Origin of the sequence: Piscinibacter defluvii, assembly GCF_004011805.1 — a bacterium.
Taxonomy (GTDB): Bacteria; Pseudomonadota; Gammaproteobacteria; order Burkholderiales; family Burkholderiaceae_C; genus Piscinibacter; species Piscinibacter defluvii.
Genome location: NZ_RCHJ01000004.1, coordinates 321,152 through 338,920, shown reverse-complemented (window position 1 = coordinate 338,920; position 17,769 = coordinate 321,152). Strand labels below are relative to the sequence as shown.

At 73.2% G+C, this 17,769-nt stretch carries 9 protein-coding genes; 7 read left to right on the top strand and 2 right to left on the bottom strand.

Annotated features, from left to right (window positions below; genetic code table 11):
* Positions 1–10 precede the first annotated feature (10 nt).
* Complete coding sequence (locus D9C15_RS14160) at positions 11–1,669, top strand: alpha-glucosidase family protein (protein WP_127998263.1); 1,659 nt, start codon at positions 11–13, stop codon at positions 1,667–1,669.
* Positions 1,670–1,693: 24 nt separating this feature from the next.
* Here the strand turns inward: D9C15_RS14160 and D9C15_RS14155 are convergent, their stop codons facing one another.
* Entirely contained in the window at positions 1,694–4,384 is a 2,691-nt protein-coding gene (locus D9C15_RS14155) for a bifunctional acetate--CoA ligase family protein/GNAT family N-acetyltransferase (protein ID WP_127998261.1), read from the bottom strand.
* A 157-nt stretch (positions 4,385–4,541) separates the two neighbouring features.
* Between D9C15_RS14155 and D9C15_RS14150 the strand changes: the two genes are divergently transcribed.
* Positions 4,542–5,495 (top strand): septal ring lytic transglycosylase RlpA family protein, encoded by a 954-nt coding sequence (locus D9C15_RS14150; RefSeq protein WP_445669284.1) that lies wholly within the window; start codon positions 4,542–4,544, stop codon positions 5,493–5,495.
* 6 nt (positions 5,496–5,501) lie between these two features.
* Here D9C15_RS14150 and D9C15_RS14145 read toward each other — a convergent pair whose 3' ends face one another.
* Complete coding sequence (locus D9C15_RS14145; protein ID WP_127998260.1) at positions 5,502–6,026, bottom strand: cytochrome P460 family protein; 525 nt, start codon at positions 6,024–6,026, stop codon at positions 5,502–5,504.
* A gap of 190 nt (positions 6,027–6,216) precedes the next feature.
* Between D9C15_RS14145 and D9C15_RS14140 the strand changes: the two genes are divergently transcribed.
* The 5 genes from D9C15_RS14140 to D9C15_RS14120 all read left to right on the top strand — a co-directional run bounded on the left by D9C15_RS14140 (position 6,217) and on the right by D9C15_RS14120 (position 17,753).
* Positions 6,217–8,286, top strand: coding sequence for a tetratricopeptide repeat protein (locus D9C15_RS14140; RefSeq protein WP_164886727.1), 2,070 nt, complete (start codon positions 6,217–6,219; stop codon positions 8,284–8,286).
* On the top strand, positions 8,283–10,244 hold the full coding sequence (locus D9C15_RS14135; RefSeq protein ID WP_127998256.1) for a TRAFs-binding domain-containing protein: 1,962 nt from the start codon (positions 8,283–8,285) through the stop codon (positions 10,242–10,244). The genes D9C15_RS14140 and D9C15_RS14135 overlap by 4 nt, the downstream gene beginning before the upstream one ends.
* A gap of 87 nt (positions 10,245–10,331) precedes the next feature.
* Positions 10,332–11,174 (top strand): caspase family protein, encoded by an 843-nt coding sequence (locus D9C15_RS14130; protein ID WP_127998254.1) that lies wholly within the window; start codon positions 10,332–10,334, stop codon positions 11,172–11,174.
* A 34-nt stretch (positions 11,175–11,208) separates the two neighbouring features.
* The gene (locus D9C15_RS14125) at positions 11,209–17,082 is read left to right on the top strand and encodes a DUF7379 domain-containing protein (RefSeq protein WP_127998252.1); all 5,874 of its coding nucleotides are present in this window, start codon (positions 11,209–11,211) and stop codon (positions 17,080–17,082) included.
* A gap of 32 nt (positions 17,083–17,114) precedes the next feature.
* A complete protein-coding gene (locus tag D9C15_RS14120) occupies positions 17,115–17,753 on the top strand; it encodes a DUF4062 domain-containing protein (RefSeq protein WP_127998250.1) in 639 nt (212 codons plus the stop codon).
* Positions 17,754–17,769: the final 16 nt, after the last annotated feature.

Below are 17,769 nucleotides of genomic sequence, written 5' to 3'. Positions count from 1 at the left end.
GGAGACCTCCATGCCGACTTCACCCTCGACGCGCGACTGGTGGCGCGGCAGCGTGATCTACCAGGTCTATCCGCGCAGCTTTGCCGACAGCAACGGCGACGGCATCGGCGACCTGCCGGGCATCACCGAGCGCCTGCCCCACATCGCCGCGCTCGGGGTCGATGCGCTCTGGCTCTCGCCCTTCTTCAGGAGTCCGATGAAGGACTTCGGCTACGACGTCGCGGACCACGACGACGTCGACCCGATGTTCGGCCGGCTCGACGACTTCGTCGCGCTGGCGGCGCGCGCGCACTCGCTCGGCCTGAAGGTGATCATCGACCAGGTGCTCTCGCACACCTCCGACGAGCACCCCTGGTTCGTCGAGAGCCGCGCGAGCCGCGACAACCCGAAGGCCGATTGGTACGTGTGGGCCGACGCCCTGCCCGACGGCACGCCGCCGAACAACTGGCTCAGCGTGTTCGGGGGCAGCGCCTGGCAATGGGACACGCGGCGGCGCCAGTACTACCTGCACAACTTCCTCGCCGCGCAGCCGGACCTGAACTTCCACTGCCCGGCGGTGCAGGACGCGCTGCTCGAGATGCTGGGCCGCTGGCTGGACCGCGGCGTCGACGGCTTCCGCCTCGACGCGATCAACTTCTGCTTCCACGACCGGCAGCTGCGCAACAACCCGGGCCGCGGCATGCCCGCCGGCGACGACCCGACCGCGCCGGCCGCCAACCCGTACAGCTGGCAGCTCCACCTGCACGACAAGAGCCAGCCCGAGGCGTTGCAGTTCCTGGCGCGGGTGCGCGCGCTGGTCGACGCGCGCGGCGACGCGGCCTTGCTGGGCGAGATCGGCGACGAGCTCGGCATGGCGATGGTGGCCGAATACACCGCCGGCACCGACAGGCTGCACATGGGCTACTGCTTCGATCTGCTGTCGGCCGAGCACGGTGCGGCCTACGTGCGCGGCGTGATCGAGCGCTTCGAGGGCATGCCGGGCGGGGGCTGGCCCTGCTGGGCCCTGTCCAACCATGACTGCATGCGCTGGGCCACGCGCTGGGGCGGGGCCGCCGCGCCGGCGGCGCTCTTGCGCCTGGGGGCCGCGCTGCAGCTCAGCCTGCGCGGCAGCGTGTGCCTCTACCAGGGCGAAGAGCTCGGCCTGCCCGAAGCCGAGCTGGAGCGCGACCAGCTGCGCGACCCCTACGGCATCGCGATGTGGCCCGAGTTCAAGGGGCGCGACGGCTGCCGCACGCCGATGCCCTGGGAATCGGGCGCGCCCGACCTCGGCTTCGGCAGCGGCGCCACACCACCGTGGCTGCCCATCGTCGAGGCCCATCGGCCGCTGGCGGTCGACCGGCAGGAGGCCGACGCGGGCTCGCAACTGCAGCATGTCCGCCGCCTGCTGCACTGGCGCCGCACGCAGCCGGCGCTGGTGCGCGGGGCGATCGAGTTGCTGCCCGCGCATCCGCAGGTGCTGGCCTTCGTCCGCGCCTGGGAGGGCGAACGCGTGCTGTGCGCCTTCAACCTCTCCGACCAGGCCGCGACGCTGCCGCTGCCCGGCCACGACTGCACGGTCGATGTGCTGGCCGCGAGCGGCGCCGACGGCGCGAGGCTCGCCGGCGCACAAGGCGGCGAGCCCTCGATCGAGTTCGATCCGTACGGCGTGCTGTTCGCGCGCCTGGGCTGAACCGGCACGGCCGCCGGCGGCGCGCTACAGCGCGTGGCTGCAGAGCACGAAGTCGCGGTCCTCGACGAAGGGCTTCACGGTGAAACCGAGCGCGCGCATCAGCTTCAGCATGCTCGCGTTGTTGGCCAACACCAGGCCCTCGATCTCGGCCAGGCCCTTGTCGCGCGCCACCTGCATGATGGACTCCATCAGCCGCGCGCCCAGGCCCTTGCCGTTGTAGTCGTCGGCCACCACCAGCGAGAACTCGCAGCTCGAGCGGTCGGGGTTGGTCACGTAGCGCGACACGCCGATGATGCGTTCCTTCTCGACCGGTTCGCCGTCCGGGCCGGGCACCTTCTCGTCGACCACCGCCACGAGCGCCATCTCGCGGTCGTAGTCGATCAGCGTGAAGCGCGCCAGCATCGCCGGCGGCAGCTCGGCCATCGACGAGACGAAGCGGAAGTAGCGGCTCTGCGGCGACAGGCCGTGCACCAGCGCCTGCAGCATCTGCGCGTCGTCGGGGTGGATCGGCCGCACGCGGTACTCGCCGCCGCCGCGCATCGGCCAGACCTGCTCGTAGCGCGCCGGGTAGGGCAGGATCGCGAGGTGGTTGTAGCCGTTCACCCGGCCGCCGACGCCTGCGGCCGGATGGTCGATCACGATGCGTGCGTCCACCGCCAGCGCACCGTGCTCGTCGACGATGATCGGGTTGATGTCCATCTCGCGCAGCTGCGACAGCTCGCACACCATCTCCGAGACGCGCAGCAGGATCTGCTCCAGCGCCTCCATGTCGATGGCCTGCGCGCCGCGCCACTCGCCCAGCGTCTGCGCGACGCGCGAGCGCTCGATCAGCCGGCGTGCGAGGAACTGGTTCAGCGGCGGCAGCTCCATCGCGCGGTCGCCGATCAGCTCGATCATCGTGCCGCCGGCACCGAACACGATCACCGGGCCGAAGGGGTCGTCGGTGACCACGCCGACGTGGATCTCGCGGCCGCGCCGCGCCGGCGCCATCTTCTGGATCGTCACGCCGTTGATGCGCGCGCCGGGCTGCGCCCGGGCGACGCGCTCAACCAGGTCTTGATACGTGTCGCGCGCGCCGGTGCCGTTCATGATGTTCAGCGCCACGCCCTGCACGTCGGACTTGTGCGCGATGTCGGGCGAATCGATCTTCAGCGCCACCGGGAAGCCGAGCTGCGTGGCGATCATCATCGCCTCGTTCGGGCTGCGTGCGAGGATGGTCTCGGTCACCGGGATGTGGAAGGCCGACAGCAGCGTCTTGCTCTCCATCTCGGTGAGGATCTTGCGGCGTTCCGCCAGCACGCTCTCGATGACCAGGCGCGCGCCCTCGATGTCGGGCTTGGCCAGCGCGGTGAGCGGCGGCGGCGTCTGCTGCAGCAGCTGCTGGTTGCGGTAGAAGCTCGCGATGTTGGAGAACGCGCCCACCGCCGCCTCGGGCGAGCGGAAGCAGGGCACGTCGGCCTCGCCGAGCGCGTCGCGCGCCGCCTCGACCGTGGCGTCGCCCATCCAGCAGGCCAGCAGCGGCTTGCCCATCTGCGGGCGCATCGCGGCCACCGCCTGGGCCACCTCGACGGCATCGATGCCGAGCTTGGGCGAGAGGATCGCGAGCACGCCGTCCAGGCCCTTGTCCTGGTTGGCCGCCTCCACCGCGGCGCGGAAATGCGCCGGTCCGGCGAACTCGGAGAGGTCGATCAGGTCGGTGAGCGAGGCCCCGGGCGGCAGCTGCGGCGCGAGCGCCGCGGCGCGCTCGGGCGCGAGCCTTCCCAGCTGCAGGCCGATCTCGTTGATCCAGTCGGCCGCCAGCACGCCCGGGCCGCCGCCGTTGGTGACGACCGCCAGGCGGGTGCCCACCGGGCGGTAGCGCGAGGCCAGGCACTTGGCGGCCGAGAACAGCTCGACGAAGCTGCGCACCCGCACCGCGCCGGCGCGGCGCAACGCGGCGTCGAACACGTCGTCGCTGCCGACGATCGCGCCGCTGTGCGTCTGCGCCGCGGCGTTGCCGGCGGGGCGCCGCCCGGCCTTCAGCACCACCACCGGCTTGGCGGTGGCGGCCGAGCGCAGCGCGCTCATGAAGCCGCGTGCGCTGGCGATGCCCTCGAGGTAGAGCAGGATGCTCTGCGTGCGCGGGTCGTTGGCCAGGAAGTCCAGCACCTGCGCGATGTCCACCGCGGCATGCTGGCCGAGCGAGACCACGGCCGAGAAGCCGACCGCGTTGCCGCGCGCCCAGTCGAGCATCGAGGTGATCAGCGCGCCGGACTGCGACACCAGCGCCAGCGAGCCCGGCTTGGCCAGCGGCCCCGCGGCGCTCGCGTTCAGGCCGAGCAGCGGGCGCTGGATGCCCAGCGAGTTCGGCCCGAGCAGGTGCATGCCGGCGCGCCGCGCGATGCGCGACAGCTCGCGCGCCTGCTCGGCGTCGACGCCGCTGCTCATCACCAGCGCGGCACGGCAGGTGACGCGGCCGGCGATCTCGAGCGCGGCGGGGATCTCGGAGGGCGGCAGCGCGATGATCGCCAGGTCGGCGCGCGACTGCGCCAGGTCGGCCAGCGTGCCGCTGGTGCTGGTGTCGAGGAAGGTGATGGTGCCGCTGAAGCGCTGCGCGCGCAGCGCCTGGTGCAGCGCCGCGGCGTGCGAGCCGGGCTGCGTCGCATCGTCCGGGCGGCCGGCGAACACGACGATCGATTCGGGCGAGAAGAGGGGAGTGAGGTAGTGTTTGTCCATCGCGCTGGCGCAGCACGATACGTGCCGCGACACCGGCCAGTCTAGGGAGAACCCTGGTCGCGTCCATGACGCGCGGCAAGCGTCGGCGGCGCACCGACCCCCCGGCGTGAAGGATTCACGGCGTGGGGCGGCGCCGGGGCGCCCCTACACTCGCGCCGTGGTCCGCGTTCGTGCCCCGCTCGCACTGCTGCTGCCGATGGTGCTGGCCGCCCTGCTGGCCGGCTGCGGTTCGGCGCCCAGGGGACGCGACGGCCCCGGCGCCAACCCGCCGCCCGGCCTGGCCAGCGTGCCCGATGCCACGCCGCGCATCGAGCCGATCCGCAACGGCGGCCCGAACAAGCCCTACGAGGTGCTCGGCCGCAACTACGTGCCGATGACCGCCGACCGGCCGTTCCGCGAGCGCGGCCTGGCGTCCTGGTACGGGCGCAAGTTCCACGGCCGGCGCACCGCCAACGGCGAGGTCTACGACATGTACGCGATGAGCGCGGCGCACCCGACGCTGCCGCTGCCGAGCTACGCGCGCATCCGCAACCCGGCCAACGGGCGCGAGGTGATCGTTCGTGTCAACGACCGCGGGCCGTTCCACGCCGGCCGCATCGTCGACCTGAGCTACACCGCGGCGCTCAAGCTCGAACTGCTGCGCGGCGTGGCGCCGGTCGAGCTGGAACGGCTCACCTTCGAGGAGATCCGCAGCGGCGCCTGGCGGCGCGACGACTCCACCTTGGCGCTGGCGACTCCGCTGCCGGCACCGAGCCCGCCGCCGGCCGCGCCGCCGCCGGCCGCCGAGGTGCTGCCGGCCGGGTTGCCGCCGGACGACCCGGCACCGGCCGAGGCCCTGCCCGAGGCGCCGGCAACCCGGCCGCTGGCCGGCGCCGAGCGCGGCTGGTGGATCCAGCTCGGTGCGTTCCGTCAGCGCGAAGGCGCGGAGAGCTTCCACCGGCGTGTGATCGCCGAGGTCGACTGGCTCGCGCCGCTGCTCGGCGTGTTCAGCGACGCGGCGCTGTTCCGCCTGCAGGCCGGCCCCTATGCCAGCCGCGACGAGGCGCGCGCCGGCGCCGAGCGGGTGCGCGAGGCGCTGCAGCTGGTGCCGCTGGTGGTGGAGCGGCGCTAGCGGCGCCTACTTCTTCTGCGCGAAGTACTCGTCGTAGCGGTGCACGAAGTCCTTGCCCGCCTGCGGCAGGTGGCAGGCACGGCAGGTGGCGAGGTCGTCCGGGCCCTTCTCGCCGCTCGGGAGGTAGCTCGCATAGACCCAGCTGCCGTTGCGCAGCGCCTCCGGCGCGCCCTGGCCCCAGCCGGGGTTCTTGCCCATCACGAACACCCGCAGCAGGTCGGCCTTGACCAGCTTGCCGTCCGCGCCGGTGGCGAGCTTGCCGTCGGTCGATTCGAGCGCGGCGTAGTTCTCCATCACGAACAGCGTGCCGTCGGGGAAGGGACCGCCGGCCTTGGCCTGCGTGGCGGCGGGGTTCATGTAGATCTCGCGCACCTGCTTCGCATCCGGGCGCTGCACCGCGGAGAGGAACTTGGGCCAGCTCTTGTAGTCGGCCGGCACGGCGAGCTCGCCGTCGTTGATCGGCCGCGTGGCGCAGCCGCCGGCGAGCAGGGCCGCGGCCGACAGCAGCAGGGCAGGGGAGGTGCGCAGCATCCGGAACTCCTCGTGGATGGGGCGCTCGAGGGGACTCGAGCGGAGGCCGCAGTCTCGGCAGGGCGCCTGTTGCGTGCAACCCCCAAGAGTTGCAGCGCCGCTGGCGCACGGCCTCGCGGGCGGATCGGCGTCTTGACGCCGATGTGGCGGGGCCCCCAGTATGCGGCGCAGCCCCGGACTCGCCCCGCGCATGGCCAAGGTCTACGTCTCGTCCACCGTCGCCGACCTCGAACCCGAACGCCGCGCGGTGATCGAGTGGCTCGTGCAGGCGCGTCATCAGCCGGTGCACAGCTACCTGCCCGACAGCGACACCGTGCGCGACAGCTGCCTGGCCGACGTGGACGGCTGCGACGTCTATGTCGTGCTGCTCGGGCACCGCTACGGCTTCCAGCCGCCGGACGGCAACCCGGAGCGGCTGTCGATCACGCACATGGAATACCGGCGCGCGCGCGACGGGCGCAAGCCCTGTGTCGCGCTGAAAGCCAGGGGCGTGCGCGACCTGGCGGTCACGGACCTGCTGGATGCCGCGCGCCAGGCGCTGGTGCTGCGCTTCCAGCAGGAAGTCGAGGCCGATCGGCGCGTCGCGCTGTTCGACGACGAAGGCAGCCTCATCAAGGGCTTGAGTGCAGGCGTGCAGGAGGCCGTGGCGCGCCTGGCCCCGCCGCCGCTGGACGACCCGCAGGTGCAGCGCATCATCGCCCGGCTCACCACCGACAAGCTCGGACTCGAGGAGGAAAACGCCGAACTGCGGCGCCAGATCGCGGCGCTGAACGAGCAACTCACCGCAGAGGCCATCGCACGCACGGTGGCGACCGCGCAGGCCCCTGGCGCCTCGCCGGCCGCGCGCGACGCGGCGCAGGCGCTGCAGCAGGGCGACGCGGCGCCTGCCCTGGCCTTGTTGCGCGAGCAGGAGCGCGAGGCGTCGGCCGCCGGGGCGGCCACGGGGAGCCGGTACGAGGAGCTGGCCGACCGTCGCCGCGCCGCGGAACTGGCCCGTGAACAGGGGGCGCTCGCCTTTGCCGTGGACGTGCGCGCGTCGCTCGCGGCCTACCGGCGCGCCGACGAACACGACCCGGGTGACTTCTGGACCTCGATCCGGATCGGCGACCTGCAGCGACTGCGCGGTACGCTCGACGAGGCGCTGGCGGCGTACTGGTTGGCGTTCGAGACGGCCTCCGCGCAAACGGCGCAGGACCCGGCAGACACCCAGTGGCAGCGCAACCTGTCGGTGAGCCACGAGAGGATCGGCAACGTGCTGGTGGCGCAGGGGGATCTGCTCGGCGCGCTGCAGGCCTATCGAAAGAGCCTGGACATTCGCGAGACGCTGGCCGGGCGCGATGCCGGCAACATCCAGTGGCAGCGTGACCTGTCGGTGAGCCACGACAGGATCGGCGACATGCTGGTAGCGCAGGGGGAACTGCCAGTCGCGCTGCAGGCCTATCGAAAGAGCCTGGACATCCGCGAGGCGCTGGCCGGGCGCGATGCCGGCAACGCGGAGTGGCAGCGTAACCTGTCGGTAAGCCACAACAAGATCGGCGACGTGCTGGTGGCGCAAGGGGACCTGCCCGGCGCGCTGCAGGCCTATCGAAAGAGCCTGGACATTCGCGAGGCGCTGGCCGGGCGCAATGCCGGCAACCCGGAGTGGCAGCGTGACCTGTCGGTGAGCCACGAGAGGATCGGCGACATGCTGGTGGCGCAGGGGGACCTGCCCGGTGCGCTGCAGGCCTATCGAAAGAGCCTGGACATTGCCGAGACGCTGGCCGGGCGCGATGCCGGCAACACCCAGTGGCAGCGTGACCTGTCGGTGAGCCACAACAAGATCGGAGATGTGCTGGTGGAGCTGGGAGACCTGCCCGGCGCGCTTCAGGCCTATCGAAAGGATCTGGCCATTGCCGAGGAACTGGCCGGGCGCGATTTCGGCAACACCCAGTGGCAGCGTGACCTGTCGGTGAGCCACGACAAGATCGGCGACGTGCTGGTGGCGCAGGGGGACCTGCCCGGCGCGCTGCAGGCCTATCGAAAGAGCCTGGACATTGCCGAGGCGCTGGCCGGGCGCGATCTCGGCAGCGTGCAGTGGCAACTCGATGTGGCCGTGTCGTGTGGCAAGCTGGGCGGGCTCGATCTTCTGCCGCCCGGGCAACGCCGCGATCACCTCGAACGAGGCGCCCGGATCCTTGCGGCGCTTCGCCTCGCCGGCCGCCTGCCCCCCAACCAGGACTGGACCGCCTGGTTCGACCAGGCCCTGAAGGACCTCGCATGAAACCCCTCGCCTTCATCGCCATGCCCTTCGGCACCAAGCCCGGGCCGGACGGCCGCGCGATCGACTTCGACGCGATCCGCGCGCAGCTGCTCGGCCCGGCGCTCGAGGCGGCCGGCTACCGCGACTTCCGTGCCGACGAGGAGCGGCGTGCCGGCGACATCCGGGTCGACATGTTCCAGCAGCTGCTGGTGGCCGACCTGGTGGTGGTCGACCTGACGATCGACAACCCGAACGTCTGGTACGAGCTGGGCGTGCGCCATGCGCTGCGTGCGCGCGGCGCGGTGCTGGTGCAGGGGCCGCGGCCGGCGAATCCGTTCGATGTCTACAGCGATCGCAAGCTGGTCTACCACCTGAAGGACGGCGCACCCGACCCGGCCTTCCTGGCCGAGGACCTGAAGGACCTGGTGGCGATGCTGGAGGCGACGCGCGATGCCTCCTCGGCGCGGGTGGTCAGCCCGGTCTACGAGCTGCTGGACCACCTGCGCGAGCCGGCCTGGCGCGAGCTGCTGCTGGCGCAGCGCAACGAGTTCAGCGAGCGCCAGGAGCGCTGGCAGGACCGCGTCGAGATCGCGCGGCGCCAGGGCCGGCCGGGTGACCTGCTGGTGCTGGCCGACGAGACGCCGACCCAGGCGCTGCGTGTCGAGGCGCGCAAGACCGCCGGCGACGCCCTGCTCAAGCTCGGCCAGCCGCGCTTCGCGCTCGAGCAGTACGACGCCGCGCTCGCGCTCGACCCGGCGCACCTGGCGTGCCGCCAGAAACGCGTGGTGGCGCTGGGCCGCGCCGGGCAGGTGGAGGAGGCGCGCCAGGCCGCGCGCCGGCTGACGCAGGACCACCCGCGCGACGCCGAATGCTGGTCGCTGGCCGGACGCATCGCCAAGGAGGACTGGGTCCGGCGCTGGCGCGCGGCGGGTGAGGACGCATCGGCCTGGCGCGCCGCGGCCGCGGCCGGCCGGGCGCTGCTGGAGGACGCGATCGAGCCCTACCACCAGGCCTTCGTCGCCGACCCCTCGCACCACTACTCGGGCATCAACTCGCTCACGCTGCACCTGCTGCTGCGCCAGCTCGGCGGCGAGGTGCCGCAGGTCGTGCTCGACAACCTGACCGGCGGCGTGCTGTGGGCCGCGCTGTCGGCGCAGAAGCGCGACCGGCAGGACTACTGGGCGCGTGCCAGCTTTGCCGAACTGTGCCTGCTGGTGAACCCGCTCGAGGCGGTGCAGCGCGAGTACGGCAGCGCCGTGGCCGCGGCCGACCAGGACTGGTTCGCGCTCGACTCCACGCGCCAGACGCTCGTGATGCTGCGCGACCTCGGTTTCCGCCCGACCGAGACGGCCGCCGCGCTGGCCATCGTCGAGCGCGAGCTGGCGCGGCTCGCGCCGCCCTTCGTGCCGCGCCAGGTGCTGCTGTTCTCGGGCCACATGGTCGACGCCCCCGATCGCAAGGTGCCGCGCTTCCCGGCCGAGCAGGTGCCGCGCGCGCAGGCGGCGATCGAGCAGGCGCTCGACGCGCTCGGCGCCGGCGCCGGCGACCTGGCACTGACCCAGGGCGCGGCCGGCGGCGACCTGCTGTTCGCCGAGGCCTGCGCGGCACGCGGCGTGCGCGTGCAGCTGCTGCAGCCGCTGCCCGAGCCGCAGTTCATCGCCGAGTCGGTGCTGCGCAGCAGCGGCGGCGAGCAGTGGCGCATGCGCTACCTCGCGCTCAAGGCGGGCCTGGCCGACGCGCCGCGCCACGCCCCGCAGGAACTGGGTGCGCCGCCGACGGGCGTGGACGTGTGGGAGCGCGGCAACCTCTGGCTGCTCTACACCGCGCTGGCGCAGGGCTTCGACCGGCTGCGCTGCATCCTGCTGTGGGACGGCGGCGGCGGCGACGGCCCGGGCGGCACGCGCCACATGAAGGAGGCGGTCGAGCAGCGCACCGGCCAGGTCACCTGGCTGGACACGCGCACGCTGTTCCGCGCCTGATCAATCGCCCGGCAGTTTGGGGGTCGTGGACCTTCCGTGCCGCGCGGGCGCGGCCTAGACTGGCCGCCCACTGCAAAGGAGTCGCCCATGGCCAAGCGAGCGTTGTGCATCGGCATCAACAACTACCCCGGCACGCACATGGACCTGGCCGGCTGCGTCAACGACGCCAACGCCTGGGAGGCCGAGCTGAAGGCGCGCGGCTTCGAGGTGACCAAGCTGCTCGACGCGCAGGCCACCAAGGCGGCGATGGAGCAGGCGCTGCAGGCGGTGGTCGGCGGAGCGGCCAGCGGCGACGTGGTGGTGATCACCTTCTCCGGCCACGGCACCTACGTGCCCGACATCAGCGGCGACGAGGTCGACGGCCTCGACGAGGGCCTGTGCCCCTACGACATCCAGACCGGCGGCGGCGCGCTGCTGGACGACGAGATCCACCGCATCTTCGCCGCGCGCAAGGGCGGCGTGCGGCTGGTGCTGATCTCCGACAGCTGCCACTCCGGCACCGTGACCCGGGCCGCGGCACCCGACCCGGACGCCGACGACGTGCCGCGGCCGCGTTTCCTGCCGATGGGCAACTGGCTGCCGGCCGACCAGCTGCCGCGCGGCGCGAGCGGCAAGCCGCTGGCCAGCGTGCAGGCGCCCAGCGGCACCTCGCCGCTGGGCAAGGCGATGTCGCGCCGCTTCGGCGACCTGCTGCTGGCCGGCTGCAAGGAAGGGCCGAACAACTTCAGCTACGACGCGCGCATCGCCGGCAAGCCGACCGGGGCCTTCACCTACTACGCGCTGAAGGCGCTCAAGGCGCTGCCGGAGAACGCCACCTACGGCCAGTGGCACGAGGCCATCACGCCGGCCTTCCTGCCCTCGGCGAGCTACCCGCAGATCCCGCAGATCGTCGGCAGCCAGGACGCGCGCCACCGCAAGATCTTCAGCTGAGCGCCATCCGATCCACGACGCGAGGAGAACCGCGATGCCCGTCGCGATCGAGCTGCTCGGCCAGCCGGCCCCGCAGGCGCGCCTGCCCGACCTGTTCGCCGGCGTCTCGCGCGACGTCGATCCGGCGCGCAGCGTCTTCCTGCCCGAGGGCTTCCTGGTGCCGCGCGGCACCTGGGATGTCGGGGCGCGCACGCGCGACTCGGCGGCCGCGGCGACGCTGCGGCACCGCGCCGGCGACGACGAGGTGCTGGTGCTCGAGCTGGCCGACGGCAGCACCCTGGTCACGAGCGCCGCGCGCCTGGCGGCGTCGCTGCAGCGCGCGCACCCGGAGCTGATCGCGCCCGACGGCACGCTGCTGCTCGAGCAGCTGCGCGCGAGCGGCGCGCAGGCGCGCGGTTCGTTCGGCGAGGCGCTCGGCGGGCTGATCGCCAAGGTGTTCAGCATCGGCGTCGGCGCGCGGCCCGACGACATCGTCGCCGACGCGTTGCGCGAGACCGGGCTGGACCTGGCGCTGCTGGGGGTGAGCTGGGCCGGCACCAAGGCCCTGATGTGGGCCGTCGAGAAGCGCCTGCCGCGCGGGCCCGGCCTGTATGCCTGGAGCGGTGGCGAGCTCGGTGCCCAGCCGGTGACCCAGCTCGATGCCCGGGTGCTGGCCGAGCCGCAGCGCTATCCGATGCTGGTGTTCCTGCACGGCACCGGCTCGCACACGCTGGGCAGCTTCGGCGACCTGCGCGGCGCCGGGCGCGAGTTCTGGGCCGCCCTGGAGCAGCGCTACCCCGGCGGGGTCTACGGCTACGAGCACCGCACGCTGTCGGAGAGCCCGATCGAGAACGCGCTCGCGCTGCTCGACGTGCTGCCGGCACGCGCGCGAGTCGACCTGGTGTCGCATTCGCGCGGCGGCCTGGTCGGCGACCTGCTGTGCACCGGCGACCTGTCGGCGCTGATCCCCGCCTACCGCCACGACCTGCCCGGCACCGGCGACGCCGACCCGGCCGAGGCGGCGCGCGTGATCGCCGAGCTGCGCGACGCGCATGCCGCGCAGCGCGAGCTGCTGCAGCGCCTGAACGCCCAGCTGCAGGCCAAGCAGCCGCAGCTGCAGCGCTACGTGCGCGTGGCCTGCCCGGCCGCCGGCACGCTGCTGGCCAGCGGCAACTTCGACCTGTTCCTGTCCGGCCTGCTGACGCTGATCGGGCGCGTGCCCGGCTTCTTCGGCAGCCCGTACTACGCCGCCTTCAAGCGCGTCGTGATCGAGATCGCCAGGAACCGGACCAACCCGCGCCTGGTGCCCGGCATCGAGGCGATGCTGCCGGACGCGCCGCTGGCGCGCCTGCTGCGCGACGCGCCGCTGCGCGACGGGCTGCGCCTGGGCGTGATCGCCGGCGACATCGAGGGCGGCAACCTGCTGCAGCGCCTGGGCGTGCTGCTGACCGACCAGCTGCTGTTCTCGGCGGTCGACAACGACCTGGTGGTCGACACGCCGGCCATGCTGGCCGGCATCGCGCCGCGTGCCGGCGCGCGCGTCAAGTTCGACCGCGGCGAGGACGTCTCCCACTTCCGCTACTTCGAGAACGCCGACACGCGCGACGCGCTGGGCGACTGGCTGACGGCCGACGACCCGGCGTCCGTGGCGGCCTTCGCGGCCCTGCCGGACCCTGCCGATCTCGAGGCGGCGCTGCAGGCCGCCAGCCGCGCGGTCGACACCGCCGAGCGGCCGGTGGTGGTGCTGCTGCCCGGCGTGATGGGCACGCACCTGGCGCGCGGCGGCGACCGCATATGGTTCGACCCGTCCGACCTGATCGCCGGCGGCCTGGCGCAGATCGCCTGGGGCAGCGACGACGTCGCGCCGCAGGAGCTGTTCGCGCTGGCCTATGGCCGCCTGTGCGCCCACCTCGCCGCCAGCCACCAGGTCGAGCGCTTCGGCTACGACTGGCGCCAGCCGCTCGACGTGCTGGCCGATCGCCTCGCCGAGCGGCTGCAGGCGCTGATGGCGCGCAGCGCGCAGCCGATCCGTCTGCTCGCCCACAGCATGGGCGGCCTGGTGGTGCGGGCCTGCATCCACCGGCACCGAGCGCTGATGGACGCGCTGATGGCCCGCCCCGGCGCGCGCTTCGTCATGCTGGGCACGCCGAACCAGGGCGCCTACTCGATGGTCGAGACCCTGCTCGGCAAGGGCGGCGCCGTGCGCGCGCTGGCGCGCCTGGACCTGAAGCACGACCTGCAGCAGCTGCTGGACATTGTCGCCGGCTTCCGCGGCGCCCTCGCGCTGCTGCCCAAGCCGGGCTTCCAGGACCAGTTCCAGGGCCAGAGCGACGGCGGCGGCGAGTGGGACTTCCAGCGCGCCGACACCTGGGCGCGGCTCGGCACGAAGGTGCGCGACCTGTGGTTCGGCGATGGCCGCTGCGGCCGCCCGGCGCAGCAGGCGCTGGACGCCGGCGGCTGGCTGTGGGCCCAGGACGGCGCGCAGCGCCCGGCGCTGCCCTCAGGCTACGAAGGCGGCAGCGTCTACGTCTTCGGCCAGGCGGCCAGCACGCCCTGCGGCCTGCGCGAGGTCGACGGCCGTCTGAAGATGATCGGCACCGCCCGCGGCGACGGCACGGTGAGCTGGGAGTCCGGCCGCATCGCCGGCGTGGGCAGCTGGTACTACATGCCGGCCGCGCACGGCGACCTGGCCGACACCCCCGAGTACTTCCCGGCCCTGGTCGAGCTGCTGCACAACGGCCGCACCGATGCGCTGCCGCAGCAGCCGGGCGTCACCCGCGAGCTCGAGCAGCCCGTGCCGGTGGCCTACGACGCCGGCCCGCCGCAGGTCGAGGATGCCGAGTCGGTGCAGCGGCGCGCCATCGGTGCAGCGCCGCAGCGGCGCGCCGGCAGGCCGTCCAGGCCCCCGCGTCGGCTCGAGGTGACGGTGCATGCGCAGGACCTGCGCTTCGTGACCCAGCCGATCCTGGTGGGCCACTACGACCAGGACCCGATCGCCGGCCCGCAGGCCCTGATCGACCGCGAGCTGCTCGGCAACGAACTCGGCGAACGCTACCGGCTCGGCCTGTACCCCGGACCGCTGGGTTCGGCCACGGCGGTGCTGCGCGTGCCCAACCGGCTCGAGGCCGAGCGCGGCAGCCTGGTGGGCGCCGTCGTCACCGGCCTGGGCAGCTACGACCGGGCGCTGACCCTGGACAGCCTGACCGAGGCGGTGCGCACCGGGGCGCTGCGCTACCTGCTGCATGCGGCCGATGTGCTCGGCCGCGAGGAGCGCGAGCTGCCGCTGGCCGCGCTGCTGGTCGGCTACAACTCGTCGGCCAACCTGACGGTGGGCGCCTCGGTCGAGGCGCTGGTGCGCGGCGTGCACCAGGCCAACGTGCGCTTCCACGAGTCGACGCGCCTGGCGATCCGCATCGCCCGGCTGGACATCGTCGAGCTCTACACCGACACCGCGATCACGGCCGTCTATGCGCTGCGCCAGCTCGAGCCGCGCCTGGCCGAGGAGACGCGGCAGCGCGGCACGCAGCTGGTGTGCCGCGGCGAGCTGGTCGAGGGCGAGGGCGCGCGCCAGCGCCTGTTCGACGCCGGCGGCGGCAGCTACTGGCCGCGCCTGATGGTGATCGACGCCGACCGGCCCGAGGAGACGGTGGCACCGGATCCGACCGGCGAGCGAGGGTTCGCGCTGGCGCGACGCGCGCTGGTGCCGGACCGGCTGCGCTTCCTGTTCGTCGGGCAGCGCGCGCGGGCCGAGTCGGTGGTGCTGCAGCGTCAGCCCGGGCTGGTCGAGAAGCTGGTGCGCGGCCAGATCATGAACCCGGTGTGGCAGGAGGACTTCGGCCGCATGCTGTTCCAGCTGCTGGTGCCGCACGACTTCAAGGACGCCGCGCGCCAGCTCGACCGGGTCGTGCTGGTGGTCGACAGCTACACCGCCAACCTGCCCTGGGAGCTGATGCTGGCCGACGACGCCACCGGGGCGCCGTCCGACCGGCGGCCGCTCGCGCTGCGCACCGCGGTCGTGCGCCAGCTGGCGTCGGCCGACTACCGCCGCCAGGTGCGGCAGAGCCTGGCGCGCACCGCGCTGGTGGTCGGCAACCCGTCGGTGGAAGGTTTCGAGCAGGCCTTCCCGGGCACCCCCGAGCGGCCTGGCAAGGCGCCGCCGCCGCTGCAGGGGGCCGAGGCCGAGGCGCAGGCGATCGCCGCGCTGCTGGGCGGCGCGGGGTACGAGGTGCGGTCGGTGATCGGTGCCGAGCAGACGGCCAAGGACGTGCTGGCGCTGCTGTACCGCCAGCCCTGGCGGCTGCTGCACATCTCGGCCCACGGTGTGTTCGACCTGCTGCATGCGGATGGACGCCGGCGCAGCGGCGTGCTGCTGTCCGACGGGCTGCTGATCTCCGCCGCCGAGATCGACGCGATGGAGGCGGTGCCCGAGCTGGTGTTCCTCAACTGCTGCCACCTCGGCAAGATCGACAGCGCGCTGCTGCGCGACGGCAACAAGCTCGCCGCCAGCGTGGCACGCGAGCTGATCGAGATCGGCGTGCGCTGCGTCATCGTGGCCGGCTGGGCGGTCGACGACCGCAGCGCGCAGGTGTTCGGCCAGCACTTCTACGCGCAGCTGCTGCAGCAGGGCCGTCCGTTCGGCGAGGCGGTGTTCACGGCGCGCCAGCGCGCCTGGGAGGCGAACCCGGACGAGATCACCTGGGGCGCGTTCCAGGCCTACGGCGATCCGGGCTGGGTCGCCGAGCCGCGTGCGGGCAGCGTCACGGGCGGTGGCGCCGGGCAGCGCTTCGTGTCGCCCGAGGAACTGCTGGACGCGCTGGCCGGCGTGCGCGCCGACGTGGCGCGGCGCGCCGGCGGCGACGCGCGTGTGCTGCGCAGCCAGCGCACGCAGCTCGAGGCGCTGCTGCGCGAGCGTTGCCCGCCCGGCTGGCTGACGCGCGGCGACCTGCAGTCCGCGCTCGGCGCGACCTGGCGCGACCTGGGCGACTTCGCCAAGTCGCGCGCCGCCTTCCTGGCGGCCCTCCAGTCCGACGACAGGCGCGGCCGCGTGCCGATCCGCGACATCGAGCAACTCGCCAACGTGGAGGCGCGCCTGGGCGACCAGAGCAACCGCGCCGACCTGATCCATCTCGCGCTGTACCGCCTCGAGACGCTCGACCGCCTCACCGCGCCGGACTTCGGCGGCGCGGCCGGCACCGCGACGAGCCGCAGCCCGGAGCGCAGCGCCCTGTACGGCAGCGCCTACAAGCGCCTGGCCGGCGTGCACGCGCGCCTGCTGCTGGGGGCGAGCCCGTCGCGCGACGAGGCCGCGCAGATCTCGGCCGCGCTGCGCCAGGCGCTCGAGCGCAGCCGCGACGCCTACCGCGGCACGGCCGCGGACGCGGCGGCCGACCCCTACCTGGTGCTGAACCGGCTCGCGCTCGAGGCCCTGACGCCCTGGGACGGTCGCGAAGGCGACCGGCCGGCCGCCATCGCGGAGGCTCGCGAGTGCGGGCGCCGCGCGGCGGAGCGCTTCGCGGTGTCGCCCGACTTCTGGAACGCCGTGATGCAGGCCGAGGCCGGGTTGGTCGAGCACCTGCTCGACGGCACCCTGGGTGCCGAGGGGGGCGAGGGCGACGCTGCGCTCGAGCAGGTCGCAACGGGCTACGTGCAGGCGCTGGCCGGGATCCATGCGCGTCCGGCCCAGGTGGATTCGGTCACCGCGCAGATGGACCTGCTGTCGCGCTTCTGCGATGCGCTGTCGCTCGATGGCGGCCCGGCGGACGGGGCGCTGCGCCGCACGGCCGACCGGCTGCAGCAGCTGGCGCAGCGTGTGCAGCCGGGGCATGCGAGGCGCATGGACCGGCCAGCGCTGCCGACCGCCGCGCGCGACGAGCCCGGGCGCAAGGCGGCGCGCAAGCGCAGCGGCACGACGCCGGCACGTCGGCGCTGAGGCCGCGCCGCGGGATCGGAACATCCTCGCCCATGGCCGACCGGCAGACCGTCATCGTCAGCAGCACGGGGCGGGACCTGCCCGAGCACAGGGCGATGGTGCGCGACGCGTGCCTGGCCACCGGGTATTTCCCGGACATGATGGAGAGCCTGAGGGCCGAGGATGTCGATGCCGTGACCAAGTCACTCGAGATGGTCGACCGGGCCGACGTCTACGTCTGCGTGCTGGGGCGCTCCTACGGCACCGTGCCCAAGGGCCAGCCCAAGGGCAAGGAACGCTCGATCACCGAGATGGAGTTCGAACGTGCACTGGAGCGCAAGATTCCCATCCTGGTGTTCCTGATGGACGAACTGCATCCGCTGACGATCTCGATGGTCGAGACCAGCAAGCTGGCGCAGCGGCGCTTGCAGAAGTTCAAGGATCGCGCCAGTGCCGGACGCCTGCGCGGCCGGTTTGCCTCGCCCGAGCAGCTCAAGACGCAGGTCATGGCGGCCCTGGACAACCTGACGCTGCAGCGCATGCATGCCGCCGCGCAGGCGCCCAGCACCTTGCTGCAGGCCAGCAGCGCGGGTGATGCCCAGCTCTGGCTTCGCCTGCATGATCTTTCTAACCAGCTCAGCCAGCTTCAATCCCGGCTCGGCGTGCCGCCCGAACGGCAGCCGCCCGCCTGACGACGAGGAGGAACTC

Coding starts and splice junctions, on each gene's coding strand:
- D9C15_RS14120 (WP_127998250.1), top strand. CDS start 17,115: ATGGCCGACCGGCAGACCGTCATCGTCAGCAGCACGGGGCGGGACCTG.
- D9C15_RS14160 (WP_127998263.1), top strand. CDS start 11: ATGCCGACTTCACCCTCGACGCGCGACTGGTGGCGCGGCAGCGTGATC.
- D9C15_RS14155 (WP_127998261.1), bottom strand. CDS start 4,384: ATGGACAAACACTACCTCACTCCCCTCTTCTCGCCCGAATCGATCGTC.
- D9C15_RS14135 (WP_127998256.1), top strand. CDS start 8,283: ATGAAACCCCTCGCCTTCATCGCCATGCCCTTCGGCACCAAGCCCGGG.
- D9C15_RS14145 (WP_127998260.1), bottom strand. CDS start 6,026: ATGCTGCGCACCTCCCCTGCCCTGCTGCTGTCGGCCGCGGCCCTGCTC.
- D9C15_RS14130 (WP_127998254.1), top strand. CDS start 10,332: ATGGCCAAGCGAGCGTTGTGCATCGGCATCAACAACTACCCCGGCACG.
- D9C15_RS14125 (WP_127998252.1), top strand. CDS start 11,209: ATGCCCGTCGCGATCGAGCTGCTCGGCCAGCCGGCCCCGCAGGCGCGC.
- D9C15_RS14140 (WP_164886727.1), top strand. CDS start 6,217: ATGGCCAAGGTCTACGTCTCGTCCACCGTCGCCGACCTCGAACCCGAA.